This is a genomic window from Lentibacillus juripiscarius, assembly GCF_042685205.1.
Taxonomy (GTDB): Bacteria; Bacillota; Bacilli; order Bacillales; family Amphibacillaceae; genus Lentibacillus; species Lentibacillus juripiscarius.
The window spans coordinates 166,067-189,856 of sequence record NZ_JBHUNA010000001.1 but is presented as its reverse complement, the minus strand read 5'-3'; the positions used below and the strand labels follow the sequence as shown (position 1 = coordinate 189,856).

General features: G+C 44.4%; 22 protein-coding genes and 1 other annotated feature. Of the genes, 19 read left to right on the top strand and 3 right to left on the bottom strand.

Annotation, left to right across the window (positions count from 1 at the left end):
* The first annotated feature begins 7 nt into the window (after positions 1–7).
* From hemL to ACFSUO_RS01005, 3 genes are all read left to right on the top strand, one after another.
* Complete coding sequence (hemL, locus tag ACFSUO_RS01015; RefSeq protein WP_382390166.1) at positions 8–1,297, top strand: glutamate-1-semialdehyde 2,1-aminomutase; 1,290 nt, start codon at positions 8–10, stop codon at positions 1,295–1,297.
* Between the two features lie 810 nt (positions 1,298–2,107).
* Positions 2,108–3,199, top strand: a complete 1,092-nt coding sequence (gene spoVID, locus ACFSUO_RS01010) for a stage VI sporulation protein D (protein ID WP_382390164.1) — start codon at positions 2,108–2,110, stop codon at positions 3,197–3,199.
* Positions 3,200–3,327: 128 nt separating this feature from the next.
* A complete protein-coding gene (locus ACFSUO_RS01005) occupies positions 3,328–4,338 on the top strand; it encodes a phosphotransferase (RefSeq protein ID WP_382390162.1) in 1,011 nt (336 codons plus the stop codon).
* Here ACFSUO_RS01005 and ACFSUO_RS01000 read toward each other — a convergent pair.
* Positions 4,335–4,523: a hypothetical protein gene (locus ACFSUO_RS01000; protein WP_382390160.1), complete on the bottom strand. Its 189-nt coding sequence runs from the start codon at positions 4,521–4,523 to the stop codon at positions 4,335–4,337. The genes ACFSUO_RS01005 and ACFSUO_RS01000 overlap by 4 nt on opposite strands.
* Positions 4,524–4,651: 128 nt before the next feature.
* Positions 4,652–4,876 (top strand) — a binding site (T-box leader).
* Positions 4,877–4,932: 56 nt separating this feature from the next.
* Here ACFSUO_RS01000 and ACFSUO_RS00995 point away from each other — a divergent pair.
* On the top strand, positions 4,933–7,581 hold the full coding sequence (locus tag ACFSUO_RS00995; RefSeq protein WP_382390158.1) for a valine--tRNA ligase: 2,649 nt from the start codon (positions 4,933–4,935) through the stop codon (positions 7,579–7,581).
* 24 nt (positions 7,582–7,605) lie between these two features.
* Here ACFSUO_RS00995 and ACFSUO_RS00990 read toward each other — a convergent pair whose 3' ends face one another.
* Together ACFSUO_RS00990 and ACFSUO_RS00985 are read right to left on the bottom strand one after the other, a co-directional pair.
* Complete coding sequence (locus tag ACFSUO_RS00990; protein WP_382390156.1) at positions 7,606–8,472, bottom strand: ATP-grasp domain-containing protein; 867 nt, start codon at positions 8,470–8,472, stop codon at positions 7,606–7,608.
* A gap of 9 nt (positions 8,473–8,481) precedes the next feature.
* A complete protein-coding gene (locus ACFSUO_RS00985) occupies positions 8,482–9,444 on the bottom strand; it encodes an ATP-grasp domain-containing protein (protein WP_382390154.1) in 963 nt (320 codons plus the stop codon).
* Positions 9,445–9,476: 32 nt separating this feature from the next.
* Here ACFSUO_RS00985 and ACFSUO_RS00980 point away from each other — a divergent pair, with 32 nt between their 5' ends.
* The 15 genes from ACFSUO_RS00980 to ACFSUO_RS00910 all read left to right on the top strand — a co-directional run bounded on the left by ACFSUO_RS00980 (position 9,477) and on the right by ACFSUO_RS00910 (position 23,783).
* The gene (locus ACFSUO_RS00980) at positions 9,477–10,769 is read left to right on the top strand and encodes a bifunctional folylpolyglutamate synthase/dihydrofolate synthase (protein WP_382390152.1); all 1,293 of its coding nucleotides are present in this window, start codon (positions 9,477–9,479) and stop codon (positions 10,767–10,769) included.
* Positions 10,770–10,837: 68 nt separating this feature from the next.
* The gene (locus tag ACFSUO_RS00975) at positions 10,838–12,595 is read left to right on the top strand and encodes a sensor domain-containing diguanylate cyclase (protein WP_382390150.1); all 1,758 of its coding nucleotides are present in this window, start codon (positions 10,838–10,840) and stop codon (positions 12,593–12,595) included.
* 133 nt (positions 12,596–12,728) lie between these two features.
* A complete protein-coding gene (locus ACFSUO_RS00970; RefSeq protein ID WP_382390148.1) occupies positions 12,729–13,655 on the top strand; it encodes an SPOR domain-containing protein in 927 nt (308 codons plus the stop codon).
* Between the two features lie 198 nt (positions 13,656–13,853).
* Positions 13,854–14,543: a RadC family protein gene (radC, locus tag ACFSUO_RS00965; protein WP_382390146.1), complete on the top strand. Its 690-nt coding sequence runs from the start codon at positions 13,854–13,856 to the stop codon at positions 14,541–14,543.
* Positions 14,544–14,782: 239 nt separating this feature from the next.
* Complete coding sequence (locus ACFSUO_RS00960; RefSeq protein WP_382390144.1) at positions 14,783–15,823, top strand: rod shape-determining protein; 1,041 nt, start codon at positions 14,783–14,785, stop codon at positions 15,821–15,823.
* A gap of 12 nt (positions 15,824–15,835) precedes the next feature.
* Positions 15,836–16,711: a rod shape-determining protein MreC gene (gene mreC / locus ACFSUO_RS00955; protein ID WP_382390142.1), complete on the top strand. Its 876-nt coding sequence runs from the start codon at positions 15,836–15,838 to the stop codon at positions 16,709–16,711.
* Entirely contained in the window at positions 16,708–17,250 is a 543-nt protein-coding gene (mreD, locus tag ACFSUO_RS00950; RefSeq protein ID WP_382390140.1) for a rod shape-determining protein MreD, read from the top strand. The genes mreC and mreD overlap by 4 nt, the downstream gene beginning before the upstream one ends.
* 199 nt (positions 17,251–17,449) lie before the next feature.
* Complete coding sequence (gene minC / locus ACFSUO_RS00945) at positions 17,450–18,136, top strand: septum site-determining protein MinC (protein WP_382390138.1); 687 nt, start codon at positions 17,450–17,452, stop codon at positions 18,134–18,136.
* A complete protein-coding gene (minD, locus tag ACFSUO_RS00940) occupies positions 18,129–18,926 on the top strand; it encodes a septum site-determining protein MinD (RefSeq protein ID WP_382390136.1) in 798 nt (265 codons plus the stop codon). Before minC ends, minD begins: the two co-directional genes overlap by 8 nt.
* Before the next feature lie 1,275 nt (positions 18,927–20,201).
* Positions 20,202–20,975 (top strand): peptidoglycan DD-metalloendopeptidase family protein, encoded by a 774-nt coding sequence (locus ACFSUO_RS00935; RefSeq protein ID WP_382390134.1) that lies wholly within the window; start codon positions 20,202–20,204, stop codon positions 20,973–20,975.
* A complete protein-coding gene (locus ACFSUO_RS00930) occupies positions 20,962–21,825 on the top strand; it encodes a site-2 protease family protein (protein ID WP_382390132.1) in 864 nt (287 codons plus the stop codon). Before ACFSUO_RS00935 ends, ACFSUO_RS00930 begins: the two co-directional genes overlap by 14 nt.
* A gap of 330 nt (positions 21,826–22,155) precedes the next feature.
* Positions 22,156–22,464 carry a 50S ribosomal protein L21 gene (rplU, locus tag ACFSUO_RS00925; RefSeq protein WP_382390130.1) on the top strand — a complete coding sequence of 103 codons (309 nt, stop codon included), beginning with the start codon at positions 22,156–22,158 and terminating at the stop codon, positions 22,462–22,464.
* Positions 22,465–22,475: 11 nt separating this feature from the next.
* A complete protein-coding gene (locus tag ACFSUO_RS00920) occupies positions 22,476–22,802 on the top strand; it encodes a ribosomal-processing cysteine protease Prp (protein ID WP_382390128.1) in 327 nt (108 codons plus the stop codon).
* Positions 22,803–22,819: 17 nt separating this feature from the next.
* On the top strand, positions 22,820–23,110 hold the full coding sequence (gene rpmA / locus ACFSUO_RS00915; protein WP_382390126.1) for a 50S ribosomal protein L27: 291 nt from the start codon (positions 22,820–22,822) through the stop codon (positions 23,108–23,110).
* A gap of 145 nt (positions 23,111–23,255) precedes the next feature.
* On the top strand, positions 23,256–23,783 hold the full coding sequence (locus tag ACFSUO_RS00910; protein ID WP_382390124.1) for a Spo0B domain-containing protein: 528 nt from the start codon (positions 23,256–23,258) through the stop codon (positions 23,781–23,783).
* The last annotated feature ends 7 nt before the right edge of the window (positions 23,784–23,790 follow it).

The window sequence follows — 23,790 nt, the reverse complement described above, 5'->3', positions numbered from 1 at the left end:
ATATGCTGTGGGAAACTTTGATAAGTCGAAAAATGCATATGAAAAAGCCGTCGACCTTATGCCTGGCGGTGTGAATTCACCAGTTCGTGCGTTTAAATCAGTCGGTTTATCACCGATTTTTATGGAAAGTGGAAAAGGGTCCAAAATTACGGATATTGACGGCAACACGTATATTGATTATGTATTGAGCTGGGGGCCTTTAATTTTAGGACATGCCGATGATCGCGTCGTTTCCAAGCTAAAAGAAGCCACGGAGCGGGGAACAAGTTTTGGCACTTCCACTGTACAGGAAAATAAGCTTGCCCAGCTTGTCATCGACCGTGTACCATCTATCGAAATGGTCCGCATGGTCAACTCCGGAACGGAAGCAACGATGAGTGCATTGCGTGTTGCACGCGGGTATACCGGACGGAACAAAATCCTGAAGTTTGAGGGCAATTACCATGGTCATGGTGACTCTCTACTCATTAAGGCCGGATCCGGTGTTGCCACACTTGGCCTTCCTGACAGCCCTGGTGTTCCATCATCCATTGCAGAAAACACAATCACCGTTCCATATAATGATATGGAGAGTGTGCGCTATGCATTTTCAGAGTATGGGGATGACATTGCGGCCGTAATTGCTGAACCGGTATCCGGGAATATGGGTGTTGTTCCGCCATCAGAGGACTTTCTGCCGGAACTTAGGAAAATAACCAATGATTCTGGATCCCTTCTGATTTTTGATGAGGTAATGACCGGATTCCGTGTTGGTTATAACTGTGCACAGGGCTATTTTGGTGTAACGCCTGACATGACATGTCTCGGAAAAGTGATTGGGGGCGGATTGCCAGTCGGTGCATATGGTGGTAAACGGGAGATAATGGAAAATATTGCTCCAACCGGTTCCATTTACCAGGCTGGAACATTATCAGGGAACCCGCTGGCTATGACCGCTGGATATGAAACAATGAAGGCCCTGGACGAATCATCCTATGAAGACATAAACCGAAAAGTGGATAAATTAGTGGAAGGGTATAAACGGGCTTCTATTGATTTTGATATTCCGCTTCAAATTAACCGTGCAGGGTCAATGGTTGGTTTCTTCTTCACAAACGAGCCTGTTTTCAACTTTGAAACAGCTCAGAATGCGAATGTTGACTACTTTGCCCAGTATTACCGTGCTATGATTGAAGAAGGCATCTTCTTGCCGCCATCCCAGTTCGAAGGTGTGTTCATGTCAACCGCTCATACGGATGAAGACATTGACAAGACCATTCAGGCAGTACGCACTGCTTTCTCTAAAATTGAAAAATAATGAATGTCAAATTCTACTTCTAAAAAGCTGTTCCGGGCAATCTGGAATGGCTTTTTTTATACATATTTTGAAAAACAAGGACTGTCTTCGCAAACTTTGTTTTTCCAGTGCAGTTGATATAAAATGCGACATAACTTTGTATGAGTGTTAAACCGCCACTGCGGAAATACACTACGCTTTCCGTGGGCGGCTGATGAGCCTCCTCATGCTCGTCACGTTGCAAGCTTACTCGGCGAAGCATACGCTCCTCGCAGGTCGCAGATTACTCGGGGAAGCCTTGCTTTGTGCTTGCGCATTGCGGGGTCTCATCTAGGCCTCTGCTCCCACAGGAGTCTCCGTGTATTTCCTCCGCTGATGTTGTACTTGTAATCTTATTATATTTACTTGATGCTTAATTATATCTCTATTTTGATGGTTGATTGGAGTGGAGGCCAGTCGACTCCTGCGGGAAAAGCAACAGTTGAAAACCCCGCAGGACCAGGAAAGCTGCGGCAGCGTTACATCGCACGAAGAAAAAGTGTTTTCCTTTTTCGAGGAAGCGATTTTCTTCCGAGGAGACTGAAACGTTGCCCGCGGAAAGCGACTGGCTGGAACGGAAATCAACAAGCACTTACGTCGCAGTTTAAACAAATTGTTAAGTAGAGATTCATTCTCTAGAGTGGCGCAAAAGCAACAGTCTTTTAGGTTTAGAAAACAGCCAAATCGAAAAACAAACGTTTCGCCCATGCAGGCATATACGCAAAAGTTACGTCATATAGTTGAAATGAGACATATAAGCATATGGAATATATGTTGAAGGGAGGAAGACAGTTGGAAAACGATCGGAACGTTTTTCGCTTTGAATTAAACGAATCCCTTTTTTTTGAAAGGGGACAGGAAGTTGGCGAAATGTTGGGGGTCTCATTGGATCCGGAAATTTCCATACAATCGTTCCATGACTATATTTCCATCAGGGGAGTCATCGAGCTCCACGGCACGTATCAAAAAGAAACAACTGCTGTCGATGAGGCAGAAAGCACAGCGGATTTTGAAGACTACCATTCAAGAAGATACGTAGAAAAGGTGGAGAATATTGATGATGGCCAGGCCGAATTTGCACATCGCTTTCCAGTGGAAATTTCTGTGCCGGCAAACCGTGTGACTGATATGGATGATGTAACGGTAGGTATTGAATCGTTAGACTATGAAATACCGGATCAAAACCAGCTGAAATTGGATGCTGTCATTGAAATTCAAGGGATTACCGATGAGATCGAAAAAACGGATGACACGGAAATGGAAGCGGAACAAGCCCCTCTTCCAAGAAATGAAGAGACGTTTGATTTTGACATCAAAATGAAAAAAGATGACGAGGAATCCGAGGAGACCGGCTATCCGGAAACCGCCCCAGTATTGTCTGAGGGGCCGAAATTAGAGAGCAGCCAGCAGGAACCAACTCTGGAAACCGTTGAGGAAACACAGGAGCCAGAAGCTGACAAAGCAGCTGAGAAAGATCGATGGAAAGGGAAAAAAACGCAAACACTTGCCGAATTTTTTGGGACGGAGGAAAAGAAAGAGCAGGAAGCTGACATGGCGGGGACAGCCGAACAGGAATATGTGGAAGAGAGTTACGATGAATCCCCGTCATTGGCAACATACCCGGATTCGGACTATTTGATTGAAAATGATGAGAGCTCATCAGGGCCTGAAGATGTTCGCTATCTTGCGGATATGTTCAGGAGTGATGAAGAAGAACAATATGCAAAAATGCGGTTATGCATTGTTCAGGAAACGGATACGGTAGAATCGATTGCGGAGCGTTACGATATAACCGCACTGCAGCTTTTGAAGCAGAACCGTCTGGAGGATGAAAGCCTTCAGGAAGGCCAATTATTGTATATACCGCAGAAGAAAGAATCATAGAAGGGCACCCCTTGCTTCGTCAGTAAGGGGTACTGCTGTTTCAGGAGATTAAAAAATGAAGAAACCCCACTTGGAATTCGAATAAATACATCGGAGTTATCTGATTGGCAGGGTGGTGAAAATACAGAATGAAAATGATAGAGAAAGCAGTTCGTAAGTATGGTTTCTTCCCATATTATACAGAGCAAATATCGAGCCATCTATTTAGGGTCAGTGACGGACGGCATGATTACGCATTGAAAAAAAGCAGGCTCACGGAAGAAACGGTCCATTTGTGGGAACATGTTTATCATCAGGCCCATGCACTTCAACTGAAGAATATATTGCCAGTTTATTTGACGGTAGATTCCAAGCTGTACGCATGGGTGGATGGCATATATTATTATATGACCCCATGGAAGAAAAGTAACAGCCCCAATAATCAGGAAGAAGTCAGGGACGTCTTTCGCACAATTGGGGAAGTTCATGCAAAAACGAAACAGACACAATCCATTGATGCTCATTCAGTCCATAACCGTTTTAGTGATTACCGCAGTCAGTGCCGGAACTTTCAGGATACATTACTTGACTTCGTGAAACAATTCGAACAAAACCGGTTCATGTCTCCGTTTGAGTTGCAGGTTTGTACGCATTATCATGTGCTGGTCAATGTAATCACAGAACTGGATGCGCAGGTTGCCCATTTTATAGATGCCTGGGAAGAGAACAGTGCCTGGAGTTATTGCCTATGTCATGGAAATCTTAATGTAGAACATATCCTCTCCCACCATCAACCCCATATCATTAATTGGGAAAAAGCGAGCTATGATAATCCAATTATTGACTTGACAGCATTCCTGAAAAATCAAGTCCGATACTATGACCAGTCACCCGAGGATATGGCTGAGTTGTTTCCTTCTTATAGTCATAGAAACCCGCTGGATGAAAAAGAATGGCATTTGCTGCTCATCCATTTGTTGGACCCCGGCCATTACATACAGCTTATCGAGGGGTATATTTCTGCACAATCCGGGCACTCGATGATCGCTCAGCAGAAAATGCTGCAGCATGCTTTCCGTCAGCTGCAGCTCGGACTGGACTGGTCGCTCCGTTTGAAAAGTGACATTGCACCTGATTCTGAAACCCACGCAGAATCTTAAATCCATTCCAAATAAAAAGCGATGAACAATCCCGCCAAAGCCCCCAGCAGAAAAACATCCAGCGATGACGGGAACAATAACGTACGGATTAATTGAAAAACGAATATCGGCAGCGTCACTTTTTCAATCACAATGATGCAATTTCTCGCCCATGGTGGCAGCCGATAGCGATAAAAACGTGCCATATGTCGTTCACCTCTTCCATTTTGTATTATTGTATGTATAAACGAATGCCTTTTGTGCAATGCATATCATAATAGTTGATTTCACAGTCGACAAACGATAAAATATAGAATAATAATAAACACACTAAGAAAATGCAAGGATAGGGAGCAGTATGAAATGATTGCCCTGAAGAGAGGGAATGCTGGTGGGAATTTCCCGGGAATAATTATTTCGGAAGTCGCCCTTGAGCAGCTTCTCTGAATAAAGTAGGAGAACGCCGGTTTTTTTACCGTTACCATACAATGAGTGCATAAGCAGCAGTTGCTTATGAACAAAGGTGGAACCACGGAATCAGATCCTTTTCGTCCTTTTTGACAGGGCGGAGAGGATTTTTTATTCTGGAAAAAGTTAATGGAGGAGGCGTTTATAATGGAGGATGCGAATAAGATTAATATGTCATCAAAGTATGATCCGCGTGAAGTTGAAAAAGACCGTTACCGATTTTGGGTGGATGGGGGATTTTTTGAAGCGGATGGTGATCAGGAAAAAGAACCGTTTACGATCGTGATCCCGCCACCGAATGTAACCGGGAAGCTGCATCTTGGACATGCGTGGGATACCACCATGCAGGATACACTCGCACGGATGAAGCGGATGCAGGGGTATGATGTATTGTGGCTGCCGGGAATGGACCATGCGGGCATTGCCACACAAGCAAAGGTTGAAGCCAAACTGAAAGAACAGGATCAGAACCGCTATGACCTCGGCCGGGAGAAATTCCTGGAGGTTGCCTGGGACTGGAAAGAAGAATATGCCGATTTCATACGATCCCAATGGGAGAAGCTGGGGCTTGGCCTTGACTATTCCAGAGAACGGTTCACGATGGATAAGGGATTGTCACAAGCCGTGCGCGAAGTATTCGTCAGTCTGTATGAGAAGGGACTGATTTATCGCGGAGAATACATTATCAATTGGGATCCCGCTACACAGACAGCCCTTTCCGATATTGAAGTGATATACGAGGAAGTAGATGGAAAATTTTATCATATGCGCTACCCAATCAAGGATAGTGATGAAACGATCGAAATCGCTACTACCCGCCCGGAGACGATGCTCGGTGATACGGCGGTTGCTGTCCATCCGGATGATGACCGGTATAAGCATCTGATTGGCAAAAAGGTTATTCTGCCAATTGTCGGCCGGGAACTCGACATCGTTGCCGATTCCTATGTGGACATGGAAATGGGGTCCGGCGCGGTGAAAATTACACCAGCGCATGACCCGAATGACTTTGAAATTGGGAATCGGCATAATCTTGAACGAATCCTTATCATGCATGAGGATGGATCGATGAATGAAAATGCCCTCGGTTACCAGGGGCTTGATCGTTTTGACTGCCGGGACCAGATTGTGCAGGACCTTCAGGAACAGGGTGTCCTGTACAAGATTGAAGACCACCTTCACCAGGTTGGCCATTCGGAACGGAGCGGCGCTGTAGTGGAGCCTTACCTGTCAACACAATGGTTTGTAAATATGCAGCCGCTTGCTGATGAAGCGATTGATCTGCAGAAGGATAACGGGAAAGTGCATTTTGTCCCTGACCGATTCGAGCGCACTTATCTCCACTGGATGGAAAATATCCGTGATTGGTGTATATCCCGCCAGCTTTGGTGGGGACATCGCATCCCAGCTTGGTACCATAAGGAAACGGGAGAAATGTATGTAGGCAGGGAGGCCCCGGCTGACCCTGAAAACTGGGAACAGGATGAAGATGTGTTGGATACATGGTTTTCTTCTGCTTTATGGCCATTCTCAACCATGGGCTGGCCTGATGAGAATGCGGAAGACTTTAAACGGTATTTCCCGACTGATGTACTTGTCACCGGCTATGACATCATCTTTTTCTGGGTTGCACGGATGATATTCCAGTCGAAACAATTCACTGGCAAACGGCCGTTCAAAGACGTCCTGATTCACGGGCTGATCCGGGATGCAGAAGGGCGGAAAATGAGCAAGTCCCTCGGCAACGGGGTTGACCCAATGGATGTTATTGATCAGTATGGTGCCGATTCCCTGCGTTACTTCCTGCTGACAGGTACATCCCCTGGCCAGGATTTGCGTTTCCATTGGCAAAAAGTTGAAGCCACTTGGAATTTCGCCAACAAAGTCTGGAATGCATCCCGTTTTTCCTTAATGAATATGGAGAACTTCACGTATGAAGATATTGATCTGAACGGGGAAAAATCACTGGCGGATAAGTGGATACTGACAAGGCTGAATGAAACGATTGAACAAGTGACAAAGAATACCGGCAAGTATGAATTTGGTGAAGCCGGCCGTCATTTATACAATTTCATCTGGGATGAGTTGTGTGATTGGTATATCGAAATGGCCAAACTACCATTGTACGGGGATGACGAAGAAGCGAAGAAAACAACGCGGTCTGTGCTCGCATATGTGCTGGACCAGACGATGCGCATGCTTCACCCATATATGCCGTTTATTACGGAGGAGATCTGGCAGCAGCTTCCGCATGAAGGAGAATCGATCACCACAGCCAGGTGGCCGGAGCCAAAAGCGGAATTCCACGATGAAAACGCAGCAAATGAAATGAATCGGCTCGTTTCCATTATCAAATCGGTGCGGAATATTCGTGCTGAAGTGGATACACCAATATCAAAACAAATCAAACTGAACATTAAAGCTGAGACAGAAGCTATCGTGCAGGAGCTTGAGCATAACCGCAGCTATCTGGAACGCTTTTGCAATCCAAGCGAATTAACCGTTGCAACGGATCTTGAGGCACCGGAAAAGGCAATGTCCGCAGTTGTAACAGGGGCGGAATTGTTTCTGCCGCTTGAAGGACTGATTGACATTGACAAAGAAATTAGCCGGTTAGAAAAAGAACTGGAAAAATGGACAAAAGAAGTAGAACGTGTCCAGAAAAAGCTTGCAAATGAAGGATTTGTCAGCAAAGCACCACAGAAAGTCGTGGACGAAGAACGGCAGAAAGAAACAGATTATCTTGAAAAGCAGGCTAAAGTAAAAGCACGGCTGGAAGAATTGCGCACAACGTAAGCAGTAGCAGATAAGCGGGAGTACCTATATAGAGGTGTTCCCGCTTTTAATGTGTGTAATAAATCGTCTCACAATATTGATGTCGGATACAGCGCTAAGCGTACGGGAACCAACTACATCCTCTATTTCATTGAATAATAGACCGCCATCTTCATCCAGAAGAAAGTCAATTCCGGCCATCCCGAATCGGAAATAGCTGGTGATTTGATGGACAAGCTTTTTCTCGTGTTCTTCCAGCACATACCAAGAAGCTGAGCCGCCAAGTTTATAATTGGCCCGGAAGTCATGCGCATTTTCACGCAGGACAGCTCCAATGATTTCCTCCCCTATAACAAACACCCGCACATCTTTACCTGGTTGTATATTCTTCGCCGTCTGGAAAATGAGGTCGTGGTTGCTTGTATATTGTTCACGAAAACTGTCCCATGATGGCGTGTCCATGACCAAGCTTACTTGTTTCCCACCCCTACCGCCAGTATCTTTCACAACAAACGGAAATGGCATCGGCGCTTCAACTGGCAAGGGGGAGCCCTTAGCCGCGAAAATAGTATCCGCAGAAGGTATGCCCAGTTTACTGACGTGAAAGTGTGTCAGCGCTTTATTGTTGCATATTGCCGCCGTTTCAGCCGGGTTATAAACGGTTGTGCCAAGTGATTCCAGCTGCTGGCTGAGCATTGGATCGATGGTTCGGACAACAGCAAAGTCTGGTAATACTGCCGGCCTGTCATGAAGCAGCATTGTTTGTGTGTTCCCCAAAATGCCAAGCGTTAAGTCTTCCCTTCGAACAAAATGCAAGGAGACATTCTGCATTAGCGCTTCATCCAAAAACCACCGGATAAACGATTCGTTCTGTTTTGCGTCCGTATCATTATAGATTAGCCAACCCGGCATGACTGAACCTCATTTCAGTGTTTTTTTGATATAATCAATGATGAAATCGGCGACATTAATCCTGGTACAGTCGTACATATTCCGAATATGAGCGTTGGAGTTGATTTCACAGATAATGGGATTTTCATTTTCGCCGAACAACAAGTCAACACCGGCGAAGTCGGCGCCAATTGCTTTGGCTGCAGCAATTGCCAGCTGTTTTTCCTTTAAAGTAGGCTGGTATGCTTGCATCGTTCCGCCGGCGGTAACGTTAGCCCGGAAATCATTAGACGATTGCCGAGTCATAGCTGCAGCAACTGCATCACCGACAACGTGGAGCCGCATATCTCTGCCGTGACTGGAAGCGATAAATTCCTGCAGCATGAATGGCTTTCCGTGGAGTTCGCGTATGCAGGCGAACAACTCTGTTTCGGTGGAAACAATATGAACTTGTTCCCCAAACGAGCCGAAAGCTTCTTTTACAATCATGGGCAGACCCAGCTGATCAATAGCAGCCTGATAATCACCAAATCTGACGTTGCCTGATTGGTGGAAAGCCTTTGGCGCCACAATCGTTTGGGGGATTGGCAGCTTATTGGCGGCGAGTGTTTGATAGGTGGCAATTTTATCATCACTGCAAGCAATCACCTCCGCACTGTTAAAAACCCGAACCCCCAGTAATTCGAGCTGTTTCGCTAAATAAATATCCTTGTCGGCAAAAACTGCAAAGCGCGGCAGTTCAGCTATTCTGTCATTTAACAGGCTCATAGAACCAGCCGCGAGCAGACTCAGCAGTTCGTTGTTCCGGTAAATGTCCATTTGGATGTTTTGTTTGGCAGCAGCCCGCTGTATCCATTCAGCAAAATCAAGAAACTTATTCCCCTGTAAATAACCGTTGTAAATAACCCAGCCATGCAGATTCATTGCTTTCGTCCTTTCCTCATTCAAATAACGGATGATTATTGCTATAATAATGCTGTTGTAAATGTTCAACAGCTACATTTCTAAAGAAAAGCGGTGTAAACATGTTCCGTCAATATCGGCAGGTAGAAGCCTTTTTTCAAAACAGGCAGCGTCTGGGAATGAAGCCTGGCCTGGATCGAATCCGAAAATTACTGCACTTTCTTGGTGACCCACAGGGAAAGGTGACCGCTATCCATGTGGCAGGAACAAACGGCAAAGGATCAACAATTCAGTACATAAAGCATGGGCTGATAGCGAACAGCTGCCGTGTGGGAGTGTTCCAGTCCCCAAGTATGGACGGCGTCAAAGGTCATATTTCCGTTAACCACAGGAAAGTCCCAGAAGAAACTATCATAACATTAATGAATCAGATTTATCCATTTATTCAGCGGCTTGACCAGGAGCAAAACGCCCCGACTTCATTTGAGATCATTACAGCAATTGCTTTTCTGCACTTTGCGGATGACGTGGATGTAGCGCTGATAGAAGCCGGGATGGGCGGCCGGTATGATACGACAAATTGCTTTGATCCAGTCATGTCGATTATAACAAATATTGAGAAGGACCATACGGCATTTTTAGGAACCACACTTGGGGAAATCGCTTGGCAAAAAGCAGGCATCATTAAGGAAAAAAGGCCGGTTATTGCCGGGGAAATGAATGAGGAAGCATATAAAAGTATTATTGCCGAGGCAATACAAAAAAACGCACCCGTGTTTCAATCCGGTGATGCATTCCATTCAGAATTGCTGCATGTGACAAAAGATTCTCAACTATTTCAATGGCAAGCTGAGAGCAATCAAGTAAGGAACATTTCCATCAGGGCACTCGGCCGCCATCAGATACAAAATGCATCCTTGGCAGTGATGGCATTGTCTATTCTAGAACAAAGCGGTTTCTCGATTGATTGGAATAAATCACTGCATGGACTTTCTGGTGCCACGCTTCCGGGCAGGTTTGAATATATCTCTGAGAACCCCACTGTTATCTTGGACAGTGCACATAACCCGGCAGGCGTGCAGGCATTAACGGAGACTCTCCCGGCACAATGCACCGGTCCGGAATCTCAACTTGTTTTTGCTGCATTCAGGGATAAAGATATAAAGGGTATGCTGCAGCAGCTGGAGAAACATTTTTCCGCTATCACTTTAACATCGTTTGAACACCCCCGGGCGGCCAGTACCACGGAGCTTCGTCGCTGCACGCAGCATGCGGATGTCCGGCTTATGGAAAATTGGCGGCAGGCTGTCAGTGATATTTTCACGTTGCAAAAAAGCGGCTGTTACGTTATCACTGGTTCGTTGCATTTCATTACAAATGTCAGGAAATATTTTGAAGAAACAGTAGGGTTGTAGTAAAATGAAATTATTCTAAAATTTTGAAACGACGCCTTTGGTAGAATGGGGATTTCAGGCAGCAGTAAATGAATTTGGCGCAGGGAGTTGCACATAAAATGGTAGTCAGACGGAAAATCATTGTTTTATGGGTGATGTGGGTAATTTTGTGGCCGCTGTTACTTTTGGGGGCCTATCAGTACTATTATGTGAACATCAGCGGCCATTCACTGGACATTGCACTATTTGCTTTATTGATGGGAGCAGTGGCCTGGTTTCCGCTTACGATCAAGGATAATCCGGTTTTTTTTGTGAATGGTATAAGCATGGTGGTTTTCCTTGTTTTTGGTTTGTTTGCAGAAATTCTCCTGACACAGCTGGCAGTTATTATTGTTCTGTTGAAAATTGGTGCGGGAAAAAAAGACGCCTACCGCTATCCCTTAAATATGCTGATGTTTTCATTCGTATCCGTCATTGCTGCTGAGGTTTTCGTTTTGTTCGGCGGCAGTCACGCAAGTCTTGCTGCACAGGGGCAGGAACAGATTGCTGCTATATTCGGGTACGCGCTTACGATTTATTTGCTAAATGTGGTTGGCAATAAATTAGTGGACAAGCTATTTTACCGGCGTCAGATAAAGCTGATAGATGAAGGCATGAAATGGGAAGTCGTTTCGGCTCTCTTTACCATACCGGTTGGTTTTGTTCTGTTTGTTATTTATACGGAAATTGGCATTATCGGTATTTTTTATTTGGGCATTCCTTTCGTCTTCATATCTATAATACTGATGCTGTTGTACTCCTATAGAGAAATAAACCGGCTGCTTGAGCGGACGGGGGAAATTGGGCACCGGTTGACATATCGCATGGATGTGGCTAACGTATACGATGTTTTCACCCATGAAATCAGTCAGCTGCTGCCGGTTGACTATGTCTACATCTATATGGTGAATAACGGAAACTTAAGACTGGAGCGGTTCTGTGATGTCCAGCTTGGTGCCGGTTTGCCGCCTGAACCTAGTAATAGAGATAAGTCATTCAGTCGTACTGTCTGGGAAACTGGGAAACCTCTTCAGTATAGGTACGCTCCTGCCAATAGGAGGAGTGATGGTAGACCGGATCCGGCTGAACCGGAAAGTGTGCTGTCCATGCCTGTCGAATATGGGGACACTATTACTGGCGTTGTCACGGTTGAATCAGTAGAGAAACACGCGTTTGAGAAGATGCATTTTCAAGTAATGAACATCTTGACAAACTATTTGGGTGTTGCAGTAGAAAATGCCAAAAATTATGAAGTTACCAAGTTACAAAGCGAAAGAGATGGTTTGACCAACTTATATAATCTTACTTATATGGAAAAACTGCTGGACAACTTTTTTGTATCTGACGATGGGACTCATGAGCCAGCAAAGGCTTCTTTGATCATCCTTGATCTGGATTACTTTAAACAAGTGAATGATACATACGGTCATGAGGCCGGAAATGAAATATTATGTCAGATTGCGGCGAGGGTCAGCGACATTATTGGTAATAAGGGGACAGCAGGCAGATATGGCGGGGAAGAATTTGTTATCTTCCTCCCGCATATCGGTTTGGCGGAATCCAGACAAATTGCTGAACTGTTGCGGGCAGGTGTTTCGGATGAGCCTTTTTACACCCAAAACCATCTTTCCGGTGATAAACAGTTAACCACAGTCAAGGTTACGGTCAGTGTCGGTGTTGCAGCGTATCCGACACATTGTGAAACACCAAGTGAGCTTTTCCGGCATGCGGACAGGGCTATGTATATGGGAGCCAAGAGAAAGGGAAGAAACCGGGTGGCTGTCTACAAAGGTTTGCAGACGTCCTAACATTCCACAATGGGATAGACATCTGAATGTTGTATTATGTTGAAAGTTTTTTTGAAAGTTTGACAATAATCGTCTTACTTTTTATTGTCCATATGCTAGGATTGACTAAACTGGCACATGGGGGGGAATCGGTTTGGGTAAAAAGAAACTATTTGTTTGGCTGGATGGCCAAAAAAGGAAGAAACGCAATCATTCCAATGCGGATGAAAAGTACTCGATTAAGGAATTCAGCAAAGAGCAAGCAGCAGCCATCGAGGATTCTGATATACCTGAATTGATCAGAAAAGAGAGTGATGAAGGAGAGGACGGCTATTTTCTCAGTCGCAAATCCAGGCTAAAACCGTTCAAACCATTTCTGCTTGCATCTGCATCAGCCCTTATCATTGGGTCATTCCTAGGTTTTTTTATGCTGCATTTATTCGTAGACATTGATAAGGGTATGAGCCAGCAAAGCGATTCTGCGCTGGTAGCCGATGATGAGGATAGCGGATCCAATGCGGATAATTCGGGAAGTCAACAGACAGACGGTGCAGCGTCACCTGCGGCAATAGAATCGAAAACCGCGTTCGTGCTGCAGGCTGGGAAATTCGGCGAAAAGGCTAACGCGGATGAAATGGCACAGACCTTCAAGCAAAAAGGATTTGCAGCCATGGCCTGGGAAAAAAGCAACTACTTTTATGTCCTCGCAGGAATTGCTAATACGAAGGATCAGGCAGCCGCGCTGGCAGATGAAATTACTGGCCAGGGTCTGGAAGTTTATGTGAAGGAATGGACGGCATCAGCAAAGGAAATCCAGGTTCAAAAACACGAAAAGGAATGGCTGCAGACGTACCAGACACAGTGGAACTCTGCACTGGATTCTGTCAGTAAAGGAAGTAGTCTGTCTGCTGAAGGATGGCAGAAAGTGGTTGATACCATTCCGAAGAACCCAAAAAATATAGCTGACTTAACAGCTTCTGTGAAGGAAGAGTATCAGCAAATGGGACAAGCCGACAAATGGCAGGACCACATGTCGCTCCTACGTCTTTGGGAGCAGTTCAACCAACTGGCTTCAGACTGATTATACAGGAAATAAATTTTATGGGAAAATGCGTATTATTGCGTTTTCTGCTGTAAAGCCCTGCTAAAAATACTATTTTCAGCCGGAGAAAATACTATTTTTGGCATGTTCCAGCTGGTGAAAATGACATTTTGGCCAGTTGTTCACCCGAAGCTAAATCAGTACGATAGTTGTATCTTAGCTAAGGGAGGACTGTGCATGGAATCGTCGTCGATTATGATCAAAGATGTTCCAAAAGAAGACAGGCCACGTGAAAGGCTCGTCAAATTCGGCCCCAGTCATTTGGCAAATCAGGAGCTTCTGGCGATTTTGATTGCAAGTGGAACAAAAAATGAATCGGTTATGGTGTTGGCCAATCGGGTATTAATGCATTTTGAAGGGGTTCATCTGCTAAAAGATGCAACCATGGAAGAACTAACCGCGATTAAGGGAATAGGCGAAGCAAAAGCAGTTTTGCTGCTTGCTTCCATGGAACTGGGGAGGCGGATGAATCAGTTCAAACAAAGCGACAGATATGTAATCCGTTCACCGGAAGATGGGGCGGATTATGTTATGGAAGAAATGCGTATTCTGAATCAGGAGCATTTTGTTGTCCTTTTTTTAAATACGAAAAACCAGATTATCCACAGGCAGACAATTTTCATTGGAAGTTTGAATGCATCTATTGTACATCCCCGTGAAGTGTTTAGAGAAGCTGTCAAGCGATCAGCAGCCTCCATTATTTGCGCACACAACCACCCCTCAGGAGATCCCGCACCTTCCCAGGAAGATGTGCACGTGACAAGGCGGCTGGCCGAATCAGGGAAAATGATTGGTATCGAACTTTTGGACCATTTGGTTATCGGTGACAGGAAATTTGTCTCATTGAAGGAAAAAGGATATCTATAACACTATCCAATTTTCGATTTTTCCCGTATAATTAAATAGACGTTACAAATAAGCGCCAGTTTTCAGCCCCTGATTGAGATTGGCGCTTTTATGCTTTCTATGCATACTATCATTTACTTTGTAATAGAAGATGTTTAAAATAGACCATTAGAGCAAACTGGATAGAGAACATATTGTCAGTTAATGATAAAAACGGCAGAAATAATAAATGAATTGCAGCTGGGGAAAGGAAGATTATTTTGGGAAAGTTCAGCTTGTCGCAGGATTTGGGAATAGACTTAGGTACCGCAAATTCACTTGTGTTTGTTCACGGCAAGGGGGTTGTTGTGCGGGAACCGACTGTTGTGGCTAAAAATATCCAAACGGGTGAAGTTGAAGCGGTCGGCAGTTCTGCACACAATATGATTGGGCGGACACCTGGTAATATTTCAGTGGTCCGGCCTTTGAAAGATGGTGTGATTGCCGATTATGATACAACTGCTGTTATGATGAAATATTTTATCAAAAAAGCAATGCGCAACAGGTCCCTGTTTGCTAAAAAACCAAACGTCATGATTTGTGTCCCATCCGGAATTACGATGGTAGAAGAACGGGCGGTTGTGGATGCGACGAAACAAGCTGGTGCAAAGGATGCCTTTCCGATTGCTGAACCATTTGCTGCAGCCATTGGTGCCGGACTTCCGGTATGGGAGCCGACAGGAAGCATGATAGTTGATATCGGCGGAGGAACAACGGAAGTCGCCGTCATCTCGCTGGGCGGTATCGTGACAAGTAAATCTGTCCGCACGGCAGGTGATAATATGGATGATTCCATCACGAGCTATATCCGCAAACACTATAATCTGATGATTGGTGAACGGTCAGCCGAATCCATTAAGATGGATATTGGTGTGGCCGGTGAAGTGACGGAAAATGTCGAAATGGATATCAGAGGACGTGATCTGCTGACAGGGCTTCCGAAGACGATCACAATTACCTCCAGGGAGGTTGCTGTGTCTCTGAGTGAAACTGTCGAATCGATTGTAGAGGCGGTGAAGGACACACTGGAGAAAACCCCACCGGAGCTTGCTGCTGATATTATGGATCGCGGAATCGTTCTGTCTGGTGGCGGATCCTTGCTTCGGAATCTTGACCATATCATCAGTGATGAAACGGAAATGCCTGTATTTGTAACGGACGACCCGCTGGAAAGCGTTGCAAATGGAACAGGCAAATCATTGGAGTACATTCAGCATTTCAGGTCCCATCCGAATGTATCTTCCCGGTCCATGTTTGAATAAGTAGGTGTTTTTATGTCATTTTTCCAGAAAAAAAGATTATTCATACTTTTAATAGGATTAATCGTACTTGTTGCTATGATTGGGTTTTCATTACGGGACAGGGAGAACCTGACAACTGCTGAGCAATTCATCAAGGATACTGTTGGATGGACACAAAGCATTGTACATACACCAGTGGATTATGTTACAACAGTTTTTGACAATATTGGTGATATTAAAAATACGTACCATGAGAATCAATTGTTACGGGAGAAGATAGCTGAATACAAAAGTCTGTTTTATGAAGTCCAGAAGCTGGAGGAAGAGAATGACGAGCTTCGTGAGCTGCTGGAAAAAACAGAATCTATTCGTTCCTATACTCCGATTCAGGCTTCCGTCATATCCAGATCACCGGAACAGTGGATGGATCAAGTGACCATTAATAAGGGAAAGCAGGATGGCATCAGGGCAAACATGGCCGTTATCACATCTGAGGGAATGATTGGGAAAGTTGAAACCCCTTCTGAATTTACATCAACAGTCAAGCTGCTTTCAGGATTTGACCAGTTCAGCCGGATTTCAGCAACGATAGCCCGTGAAGAAGATAAGGATATCTTTGGCATGATTGAGGGCTATGATGAAGAAACAGGCAACCTGGTGTTTAAGATCATTGAGGAGTCTGATAAGGATTTGAAGAAAGGCGAACTGGTTCTTTCTTCCGGTATGGGTGGCGTGTTCCCTTCAGGATTGCCGATTGGTAAGGTGGAGGAGGTCAAGCCGGATCAGTATGGACTTACAAGGACTGCCTTTGTCAAACCAGTGGCGGACATGTATGAAATTAATAATGTCATCGTCGTTGACCGTGACCAATCTGGTGATGATACTTCCGGGAAGGATGAAACGTCATGAGCCGGATAGTGATTCCATTTCTGCTTTTTCTGCTGCTTGTACTGGAAGGTGTAGCACTCGATTTGCTTCCATTTTCGCTTGTTGAAAGTGACGTGCAGCTTGTCCCCCACTGGGTGCTGGTGTTTCTAATCCTAAAGATTATTTTCTTTGACAGGGAAGACACCTACGCATCCGTCATTCATGGGTTTATTTTCGGCTTTTTGATTGATGTTGTCTATACAGGGGTACTGGGTGTTTATATGTTCAGCTATGCTCTGGTTGTCTACCTGATCCATGGGTTGGCCAAAGTATTGCATGCTAATTTTTTTGCCGCTATGCTACTCAGCATTACAGGTGTGGCACTTACTGATGTGTTTATCAATATTATATTTTCTGTTGCCGGCATATCAGAAGTGGTGTGGAGCGATTATTTGATATTCCGGATGCTTCCAACAGCTCTTGCAAATGGATTATTTCTTCTTCTGCTATACCCGCTCCTGGCCAGCCGGTTTGTTAAATGGAAAGAGGAACGGTTCTCCGGAGGCTCTGGATACTTTTAGTGGGAGTTCAAAAAGGAGGATAAAAAGGACCAAGAAGTTCGAGGCGGTGCAGCTTTGAGTAGCGGAATGTATGCTTTTAATACATGAGGAACGGAAAAGCAAGCCAACGAAGAAATTCGAAGTGTCATTTTTTACCGCACTTTTTGAACAACCCCTTTTAGTGCGTAATGTCAAGGTGAATTATTGAGGTGAACGCAACGTGCTTGATTCGAAACAGATGATTACAATTAAAGGTACAAAAGATGGTTTAACATTATTTATTGACGATCACGGTTCGTTTGAGGATGTTTTAGAAGAGCTTAGTGACAAGCTCTCTGAATACAGGCCAAAAAAGGATGAACCTGTAGTCCCTGTGACGGTCAAATTGGGAGACCGCTATTTGAATGACCGGCAGAAGAAACAGCTGAATGAGTTAATAGGTGCTAAAAACTGTTTCTCCATCCATTCATTTGATTCTAATGTCGTTCACCGGGATGAAGCTTTAACTTGGAAAGAAGAAAGTGAAATGAAGGTGGTCAATCGAATAGTGAGATCCGGTCAGGTGCTGGAATATGTCGGTGATTTATTACTGGTTGGGGACGTGAATCCTGGCGGAAAAGTAATCACAACAGGGAATGTTTTTGTTATGGGCAATCTGCTTGGAATCGCGCACGCTGGTGCAAATGGTGACCGTGATGCGGTGATTGCTGCATCTTACATGAAGCCGAACCAGCTCCGTATTGCTGACTATATCAGTCGGGCTCCCGATTATGATTCGGAAGGCGTCTATATGGAGTGCGGACTTATTGATGAGGAACAGGATAAAATCGTGATTGACCGGCTGCAGATTCTTTCGCGTAAACGGAAGGATATAAGCGGGTTTGAAAGGAGAATGCTTAATGGGTGAAGCAATTGTAATCACTTCCGGTAAAGGAGGGGTAGGTAAAACCACGACAACTGCAAACATTGGTACTGCCCTGGCTCTGATGGAGAAAAAAGTCTGCCTGATCGATACAGATATAGGCCTGCGAAATCTTGATGTTATCATGGGGCTCGAAAATCGGATTATTTATGATATTGTTGATGTTATTGAACAACGCTGCAAACTCAAACAAGCATTAATCAAGGATAAACGGTTTGATTACCTGTCTCTTTTACCTGCCGCTCAAACGAGTGATAAAGCAGCCGTCACGATGGATGGAATGGAGACCATTATCAGTGAATTGAAACAAGAATATGATTATATTATTATTGATTGTCCTGCAGGCATTGAGCAAGGGTTCCAAAACGCTGTGGCGGGTGCCGATAAGGCAATTGTTATCACAACACCGGAAAAATCAAGTGTCAGGGATGCAGATCGCATTGTTGGCTTGCTGGAGAATGAAACGATTGATCCCCCAAAACTAGTAATCAATCGTATTCGGAATCATATGATGAAAAACGGGGATATGCTGGATATTGATGATATTATCCAAATTCTATCCATTGATCTTGTCGGTATTGTTATTGATGATGATGAGGTGATTAAGGCATCAAACAGTGGGGAGCCTGTAGCGCTTCAGGGGAATTCGAAAGCATCTATCGCGTACAGGAATATTGCCCGGCGTATCTTGGGGGAAACAGTTCCATTACAGTCCCTAGAAGACGAGAAGGGAATGTTTCAAAAAGTAAAGAAATTTTTTGGTATGCGGACCTGATTGATACATATCCGGTCATATTTGTAGGGAAAACCGTATATAACAATGCAGATAGAGTGCTAAATCGCAATGGTTTTAGCACTCTATTTTTAGGTGTTTTATTGTTTTCTTAGGCTAAGCGAATTTCATAATTCGATATCTGCCTTAAAAATACGAACAATAAGTTTGTTGTCTTTAATTTCCACTTCAGGTGGACGCTTTCATCATTCCGGGTACAAGTGCGACATCTGCTCAAGCTTCCTTTGGGCGCATTCGCAGTGTCTTCTTTGCCCAGATCGGCTTATGAGCCTCCTCATGCTCGGGATGGGCTCTCAAGACCTTTTCGACTGCTTTTGAGTGCAGTTTTGGTCTCGAGACGGGATCTCAAGACCATCTCGACCGCTTTCAAGTGCCGTTTTGGTCTCGAGACGGGCTCTCAAGACCTTTTCGACCGCTTTTGAGTGCAGTTTTGGTCTCGAGACGAGCTCTCAAGACCTTTTCGACCGCTTTTGAGTGTTGTTTTGGTCTCGAGATGGGCTCTCGAGTCCTTTTCGACTGCTTTTGAGTGCTGTTTTGGTCTCGAGACGGGCTCTCGAGTCCTTCGACCGCTTTTGAGTGCTGTTTTGGTCTTGACTGCCTTCCGTTCCAATTAATCATCATAATAGCATTAATAATAATTTGAAGTGGAATATCTTTAAACCAGCGGGGGAAATACACGGAGACTCCTCGAAAATAAAAAACAATTTTCTTCGTGCGATGCATCGCTGCCATATCATTCCTTGTACTGTGGGAGCAGAGGCCTAGATGAGACCCCGCAGTGCAAAGCACAAAGCAAGACTTCATTGGGTAATCTGCGACCTGCGAGAAGCGTATGCTTCGCCGAGTAAGCTTGTAACGTGACGAGCACGAGGAGGCTCATCAGCCGCCCACGGCAAAGAAGACACTGCGAATGCGACCAAAGGAAGCATGAGCAGATGTCACACTTGTACCCGGAGTGGTGAAAGCGAAGTGTATTGCCGCAGCGGCGGTCTAACACTCATACAAAGTTACGTCGCAGTTTATAGAAATAGCAACAAATTGTGCGAAAAGAGCTTTTTCTTAGAACAAAATAGCATATAGAATCGTAATCCTTTTATTGAAGTGACAATAGTTATTGTTTATGCGTTAATTGCTATAATAGTAAAAAGCCGGTTTTTTTATGGTGCTTCACGGTGTTGTGATTTCCATCCTAAAATATCATAACTGTGCGGCTTGTCTCATACACTTGTACAAATGTGAGACAAGGTTGTGAGAAGAATGAGTAAAGGGGTTAATAAGGTAAGAAAATCAATTAATCGCAGAAAGAAACTCCGAGGAGTAACATCAGATGAACGAACATCCAGCCAGGTACTTACCTCCTCTCTTCCACAGGAGGAGGAAAAGCATGGCTACTTTCCCGTTTTTACGGACAGTTCACCGTCGGCACCAAAGAACAAAAGCCGTCACGTTTCCGGATTTGTACTGAAGGGTATGCTGTCGGCAGTACTTTTTTTTGCTGCAGCTCTGCTATTTGAATCGGATACTTCGCTGCTGTCCGAGCCGAAACAGTGGACGGAAAATGCTTTAACGGAAGAATTTCCATTTGCCCGTGTTAATCAGTGGTATCAGGAAACGTTTGGTGCTCCAATGGCGTTGTCGTCATCGGACAGTCAGGATGGCGGTGCGGAGGAGGCACTCGCATTCCCTGTCAGTGGGAGTGTTTCGGAAACATTCCAAGCAAATGGGACAGGAGTCATGCTGTCGCCGGAAGGGGAAACGAATGTCTCTGCTTTACAGGGAGGCGTTGTTGTTTTCGCTGGGAATGATAGGGAGATGGGCAAGAAAGTCATTGTACAGCATGCCGATAACAGTAAAACCATTTATGGGAAGTTAAGTTCCATCGATGTTCATCTTTATCAGTTTATTGATGATGGGCAGTCACTTGGCACGTTCAAACCCGGCAGTGACAATAAAAATGTTTATTTTGCTATTGAACAAAATGATGCGTACATTGATCCTGTACAGGTGATTAAAGTTGATGACGCTCCGTAGATTTTTGCCGCCAATCCATATACACCCTGTACTGCTGGTATTTATTATTATTTCCTTCCTGACAGGCACGTTCATTGAGTTAATGATTATACTGGGGATTGTCCTTATTCATGAGTTAGGCCATTTTATGATGGCTAGTGCCTTCAGGTGGCGCATCCGTGGAATTATACTCTGGGTGTTTGGCGGAGTGATGGATACAGATGAACATGGTACAAGACCGCTTCATGAGGAAATACTTGTCACTATTGCAGGCCCATTGCAGCATTTATTTATCTACATGCTGCTCCTCTTTTTGTCCGGGAATCAGTTTGCTCCGTCATCAATGGTGGAGATGGCTTTTTTTTATAATACGGTGATTCTGCTGTTTAATTTACTGCCGATATGGCCCTTGGACGGCGGCAAATTGCTCTTTCTTATTTTTTCAGGGCTTTTCCCCTATCGCAGAGCATATCACTCGATACTTTTGTTTTCATTATGTTTGAATGTGCTGCTTATCCTGTTGCTTCTGCTGGCTGTGCCGTTTACACTGAGCGCTTTTGTACTGTTTTCGTTTTTGACAATGGAAAACAGAAAGAGCTGGAAAGAACGATATTATGTGTTTATTCGGTTCCTGCTGCGAAGATATCAGGGTGAAGCAAGCATCAAGCGTGTCCATTCGATTGAAGTTTCCTGTCACAGTTTTTTGATGGATGTGTTCAATCATTTCAGGCGGGACAGGAAACATACCATTTATGTTACCTTCCCTGGAAACAATCGTCAGGCCATGGACGAAATGGATTGTTTGCACAGTTATTTCCACGAACGTTACTATCAAAAACCAATTGGGGAAATTGTCCGCCATGTATCATAATGATTTGTCGGCATTTGTTGACAGGGTCATACATGTCATGATATTATCAATACGTTATTCATCGTAGCACCAATGCTACAACCGCTCGGAACAGGCTGATAAATCCTTTTTTGTTCACATAAGTGCGTGTTCAAAAAGGAGGATAGAATGGACCAAGAAGTTCGAGGCGGCGCAGCTCCCGAGTAGCGGAATGTATGCAATTTAATACATGAGCAACGGAAAAGCAAGCCAACGAAGAAATTCGAAGTGTCCTTTTTACCGGACTTTTTGAACAACCTTTTACAAAGGATGCCTGCGATGGCGAGTCTTGGTCATTAGGGAGGTGCAAGTATGTACGCAATTATTGAAACAGGCGGAAAACAAGTGAAAGTTACAGAAGGACAAGAAATTTACGTTGAAAAAATGGAAGCAGATGCCTCAGAATCTGTTACATTTGATAAAGTCCTTTTCATCGGTGGAGATGACGTGAAAGTCGGTGCTCCATACGTTGATGGTGCTTCGGTTACAGCGAAAGTTGAAAAGCATGGACGTCAAAAGAAGATTGACGTTTTCAAGTACAAGCCGAAGAAAAACTATCACCGCAAACAAGGGCATCGTCAGCCATATACTAAAGTTGTCATTGACAAAATCGATGCGTAGAAGGTATTGATATGATTCATGCCAATATAACCCGTTATTACAATGGAATTAAACAGTTTACCATTAGCGGACATGCCGAAAGCGGACCATATGGCTATGATCTGGTGTGTGCCGGAGTCTCTGCGGTAACGTTTGGTTCTGTTAACGCGGTTTTAGAAATGAGTGGAGCTGACTTGTCAATTGAACAGGGTGGGGAAGGCGGATTTCTTCGTGTAACTGTTCCGGATGGAATGACAGAGACAACGATGGAAAAAGTCCAAATCTTGTTCGAAGGGATGCTCATTTCACTGAAAACCATCGAAAAAGAATACAGTGACTATATTACGATACAGGATTAAGAAGGGGGTGCAGTATTATGCTACGTCTGGATTTACAGTTTTTCTCCCAGAAAAAAGGTACAGGAAGTACGAGAAACGGTCGTGACTCAGAATCGAAACGCCTTGGTGCAAAAATTGCCGATGGTCAGTTCGCAACTGGTGGATCCATTATCTTTCGCCAGCGCGGTACGAAGATTTACCCGGGAATGAACGTGGGACGCGGCGGAGATGACACACTGTTTGCCAAAACTGACGGTGTTATTAAATATGAACGTATTGGCCGTGACCGTAAAAAAGTGAGTGTCTACCCGGTAGCCAAAGAAGCATAAGCTTAATAGGCAAAATGAACAGAACTCCAGTCAGTATTGGCTGGGGTTTTTATATGATATTTTTATGGTTATTTGCTATAATTTTCATATTATTGATGTACGGATGGACGCCTTTTTGCTGCGACCTTCGTAAAGGGGGAGAACTATGGAGGAACGGGATGTTATACAGCTGCTCCGACATTACCGGCATGATTTATTGAATCAGCTGCAGATTGTTGACGGTTATTTAAGCATGGAAAAAACCGACAAAGCACGTACAAAACTGCTGGACTATACGAAGCATTTACAGGAAGAAAGCAAACTGGTAAACTTAAATGCTCCATCATTTGCATTATATGTGCTTCAATTGGATACATTATATCCAAATTTTCGTTCAGCCTATTCCATACATACGCACGACAGAGATTTACAGCATGTGGATTCATTACTAGTGGAATATTGTAAAAAAGTAATGGCAATAACAGACCATATGACTGATACAATGGAGTTATACGACATACATTTGCATGTTCACGACAGAAGTGCAGACATGATACAATTGGAACTTCGTATGAATGGAAAGTTCCCGGATTTGCCGGCGCTGAACGAAAAAATAAATAATGCCGGAAAGATGGTAACGGTATTGGAACACGGGAATGATATCGTATGCACCATTGATATCCCGTGTAAATGAGGTGAAA